A 4,822-nucleotide genomic window follows, 5' to 3' on the forward strand; every position below is an offset into this window, starting at 1 on the left:
CCGCTGGGCCTCTCCGAGGCGCTGGCGGGTGTTGGCTTCGATCTCCAGCAACCGGGGTTCCTGAGCCAGGTCAAGGCGGAGCATGGGGCATCTGACGCCCCGTTGACTGAACGAACCCTAGAGATTGCCCAGTTCAGTGGTCGGATGGAGTCATCGGGCACTACGGTCACCGGTCGTGATGAACGATGCTCCCCGACGAGATTTGGCGGCCCTGGTGGTTCCCCGGTGGGGTCGGCTGCTGGAGACCGGCGACCGGTACGAGCCCTACCGGCTGATCGATCCCGACGGAGCGGCCGTCGAGGCGGTCGCCGCCTACTTCCAGGAGTTGCTGGCCGCGGGGAAAGCGCCGTCAACGGTTCGTTCCTACGGGATGGATCTGTTGCGGTGGTGGCGGTTCCTGCAGGCCGTGGACATTCCCTGGGACCGGGCGACCCGTCGGGAGGCCCGGGACTTCAGCTGCTGGATCCAAGAGACCGTCAAACCCAAGAAGATAAAGGCCCAGGGCCCGCAAGCGGTACGGGGGGCCGGTGCTGCGAACCCGGTGACCGGGAAGCCGTCGACCGGATCCGGATACGCTCCGGCCACCGTCGTACACAGCGAGACGGTCCTGCGCCGGTTCTACGATGTGCACCGCGATGCGGGGACGGGCCCGCTGCTCAACCCGTTCCCGCTGGATCTGTCCCGCCGCTCCGGGCGGGCTCACGCCCACCACAATCCGATGGACGGCTGGAGGCCCGAGCGGGTGGGCCGCTACCGGCCGAGCCTGCCGCGGCGGATCCCGCGCTCGATTCCGGAGGCATGGTTCAACAAGTTGTTCGCGGCGCTGCCCTCCAACCGCGACCGGGCCCTGGTCGCCTTCTGGATCTCCACTGGGGTGCGGGCCTCGGAACTGATCGGCATGCGCCAGCGCGACGTCGACCCCGGCCAGCAGTTGATCAGCGTGGTGCGCAAGGGCTCGCGGGCGGTCCAGCAGGTGCCGGCATCGGCGGACGCATTCGTATGGCTGCGCCTCTACCAGCAGGAGGTACAAGGCCAGGTCGCGCGAGGCCGCACCCAACCGGTGTGGTGGACACGGCGAGACCTGATCCGACCCCTGACCTACCACGGCGCCCACCGGATGTTCGAGCGTGTCAACGCCTCGCTCGGCGCCGACTGGACCCTTCATGACCTGCGGCACAGCGCGGCCGCCCGCATGGTGCGCGACCCGAAGCTGACGCTGTCCGACGTGCAGTGGGTGCTCGGACACGCTCACCTGTCCGCCACGGAGGTATATCTGACGCCGCACAAGGACGAGGTCGTGGCCGGCGTGCTGGCGCACCACGCACGCCAGGCCCGTCAGAACATCCAGCCGGCGCCTCCGCCGCCGGCACCGGGCTACAACCCCGCGTCGCTGGACGTCCTGTTCGGGCGCTCGTCATGACGGCCGTCGTCAAGCACACGACGCGCAAGCCGTTGGAGATCACGAACGCGACCGTGGAGCAGGCCCAGGCGCGGAACAGCCGGCTACGCGAGCAGTTCCCGGCCCGGACCGCGGAACGGTGGTGGTCCCAGACCGCGCAGTCGTCCGAAGAGACGCTGCGACGCCTGACGGCGCCACCGTTCCTCCCCGCGGCGAACGGCACCCGAGCCGGACGCCGCCGTGGGGTGACCAAGCTCCTGCACTGGCTGTCGAACCAGCCCGGGGATACATGGCAGCAGCGCTGGATGGCCACGGGAGCCGAGGACTTGTGCGGAGCCGCCTGGGTCGAGCTCCCACAGCGGTGGCTGAGCGAGCGCGGGCCCACACCATTGCATGACCGGGAAGACCTGACCTCTGGGCTGCTCATGCTGATCTGCGGAGACGTCATCCGTCCCGCTCTGCCGTGGATGCTCACCCGCACGCACCGGTATCTCGCCTCCGTGATGGCCGAAGTCCGAGACCCGGACGGATTCGCGCGCCTGCACCAGCTGGCCGCCGCCGGGCCAGCGAGCTCGCGCAAGGATGCCCAGATCGCCGCGACGCGGATCGCCACCCTGCTGGCCTGCAAGGGTGGACGGATCAGCGACATCACCGTCGGTGACTGCGTGGAGCTCGTCGATACCCAGCGCCGGGTGCACGCCCGCGGCGGACAGAAAAAGGTCGACTTCTACCTGCGGCTGCGGGCCATGGGCATCTTCCCCGAGGATGCCCCGGCCACGATTCGTGCCTTCGGGCTCGCCCTCGGCCAGTTGAGCATCGAAGAGCTGGTGGATCGCTACCGGATCCGATGCCAACCGGTACGCGACGTGATCGTGGACTATCTGCGCGAGCGCCAGCCATCGCTGGACTTCGCCAGCCTGGACGCGATCTCGCGCACGCTCGCGGGCCTGTTCTGGGCCCGGATCGAAGCTCTGGCGCCGGGAATCGACTCACTGCGGCTGCCCCCGGCGGTGGCTCGCGCCTGGAAGGACGACCTGAAAGTCAAGAAACGCAACGTCGTCGGCCCCGACGGCAAGAGCGTCGAGGTCTCCAGCCCGCGACTCAACGCCAAGGACGAACTCATGCGCGTCCGAGCGTTCTACCTCGACATCGCGCAATGGGCGGCCGAGGAACCGGCCCGCTGGGGGCCATGGGCCGTGCCCTGTCCGATCAGCGACGACGAGATCCACAAGGCAAAGGAACGCAAGAGACGCAAAGCCCGGATGGACCAGCGCACCCGCGAGCGGCTGCCCGTCCTTCCGATCTTGGTCAGCACCACCGACCGGCGGCGCCGTGAAGCCGCCAGTCTGCTCCAGGCGGCGGGAGACACCGAGCCCGGAGAACTGATCCCCGGCACCGGCGGGGCCCTGCGCAGAGCCATCGCCCCGAAGGCCGCAGGCCACCTGACGTGGGCCGAAGAGACCTCCAGCGGGCGCCGGCGGAACCTGTCCTATGAAGAAGAGGAAGCCTTCTGGGCGTTCGCCGCGATCGAGGTCCTGCGTCTGACCGGCGTTCGCAACGAGGAACTCCTGGAACTCACGCACCACAGCATCACCCAGTACCGGCTCCCGTCCACCGGCGAGGTCGTCCCGCTGCTGCAGATCGCTCCGTCCAAGACCGACACCGAGCGACTCCTGCTGGTCAGCCCGGAACTCGCCGACGTCCTCAGCGCCATCATCAGTCGACTGCGCGGCCCAGGTGGGATGGTTCCGCTGGTAGCCGCCTATGACGTCCGCGAGAAGGTCTGGAACCCGCCGATGCCGCTGCTGTTCCAGCGCGGCATCGGCTCCGAGCACCGCGCTTTCACACCGACCGCGATCCGCAAACTGCTGATCAATGCACTGGCCGCGACCGGGCTGACCAACGCCGAAGGTGAGGCACTGTCCTTCTCTCCCCACGACTTTCGAAGGATCTTCGTCACCGACGCCATCATGAACGGACTTCCCCCGCACATTGCCCAGGTCATCTGCGGTCACAAAAGCATCGACACCACGATCGGATACAAGGCGGTCTACCCTGCCGAGACGATCGAGGCCCACCGGGCGTTCATCGCCCGTCGGCGGGCCTCCCGCCCCGGCGAGGAGTACCGGATCCCGACGGAGGAGGAGTGGGACACCTTCCTCGCCCACTTCGAGAAGCGGAAGGTGTCCATCGGCACCTGTGCACGCGCCTTCGGATCGCCCTGCATCCATGAGCACGCTTGTGTCAGATGCTCGCTTCTCCGACCTGACCCGGCCCAACGGGCACGGCTTGCCGAGATCCGCGACAACTTGATCGCCCGAATCACCGAAGCTGAACAGGAGGGATGGCTCGGTGAGATCGAAGGACTCCAAGTCAGCCTCGCCAGCGCAGAGGAGAAGCTCGCCCAGCTCGATGCAGAGCAAGTCCGTCAACGCCAAGTGATTGATCTCGGCATGCCCCGCTTCAGCCAGATCGCGACACGAATCAGTACGGCAAGAGGACCTTCAAGTTAGCCGAGCCTCATCCACGCGGATGATCTACACCACCCCGACCCAGGCCACGGGCCACGCTCTACGAGCGGCGGGCCAGCAAATGGGTGTCGAGGAAGCCCCGCTCGGACGCTGGGTCGTGGAGCAACCGAGCAACCGTGACGAGTCCGGCCCCGGTCAGCAACTCGGCAAACTGCTCCGCCGGCCAGCTATAGGCGGGCGCCACCTTGTGGTCGAAGCGGACCGGCTCTGGTCCCTCGGTCCCGAAGAAGGACACCAGGAGCAGGCCCCCTGGCGTCAGGACACGCACCTGTTCGGCGAGCAGCGCGGGCAATTCTCCAGGTGGGGTATGGATCATCGAGTAGTGGGCCAGCACTCCGCCAAGCGCGCCGTCCTCGATCGGCAGGGCCTCCATTCGCGCTTCGTCGAACCGCAGCGTCGGATGGGCCCGCCGGGCGTGGGCGACCATAGCCGGGGAGAGGTCGAGCCCGAAGGAGTCCAGCCCCAAGTCGTGCAGCATGGCTGTCAGATGCCCGGGTCCGCACCCGACGTCGGCTGCCCGCAAGTTCCCCGTGCCACGCACAAGCTCGGCGAAGGTGCCGATCATGTTCCGCGCGAATGGCTGCGTCTCCAACCGATTAGCGAACATCGACGCGTACAGCTCGACGACCCCGTCGTAGGCCGCCCTGGTCTCGTCCTGGTGTTTTAACACGGGAAGGAAACTAACACCCGCGCCGTTCGCACCCGTTCTCCGGCCCCACACCGGACCTCCCCTTCAGGACTGATCGTCCCGTCACCTGATCACAGGGCACACTCTCGTTGGTTCAGAGAAGCCTGCGTCAGATGCCCCATGCTCCGCCTTGACCTGGCTCAGGAACCCCGGTTGCTGGAGATCGAAGCCAACACCCGCCAGCGCCTCGGAGAGGCCCAGCGG

The 4,822-nt window shown here is 67.5% G+C and carries 3 protein-coding genes; 2 read left to right on the forward strand and 1 reads right to left on the reverse strand.

Translation table 11 applies throughout. The features are described 5' to 3' along the window. Positions 1-178 precede the first annotated feature (178 nt). Both KUM38_RS29580 and KUM38_RS29585 read left to right on the forward strand, forming a co-directional pair. The gene (locus KUM38_RS29580) at positions 179-1,420 is read left to right on the forward strand and encodes a site-specific integrase (protein ID WP_254397970.1); all 1,242 of its coding nucleotides are present in this window, start codon (positions 179-181) and stop codon (positions 1,418-1,420) included. Next, positions 1,417-3,912, forward strand: coding sequence for a site-specific integrase (locus tag KUM38_RS29585; protein ID WP_254397969.1), 2,496 nt, complete (start codon positions 1,417-1,419; stop codon positions 3,910-3,912). The genes KUM38_RS29580 and KUM38_RS29585 overlap by 4 nt, the downstream gene beginning before the upstream one ends. 58 nt (positions 3,913-3,970) lie before the next feature. Here the strand turns inward: KUM38_RS29585 and KUM38_RS29590 are convergent, their stop codons facing one another. Then, positions 3,971-4,600 carry a class I SAM-dependent methyltransferase gene (locus KUM38_RS29590; RefSeq protein ID WP_217133760.1) on the reverse strand — a complete coding sequence of 210 codons (630 nt, stop codon included), beginning with the start codon at positions 4,598-4,600 and terminating at the stop codon, positions 3,971-3,973. Positions 4,601-4,822: the final 222 nt, after the last annotated feature.

Source organism: Streptomyces sp. AC558_RSS880 (genome assembly GCF_019049255.1).
Taxonomy (GTDB): domain Bacteria; phylum Actinomycetota; class Actinomycetes; order Streptomycetales; family Streptomycetaceae; genus Streptomyces.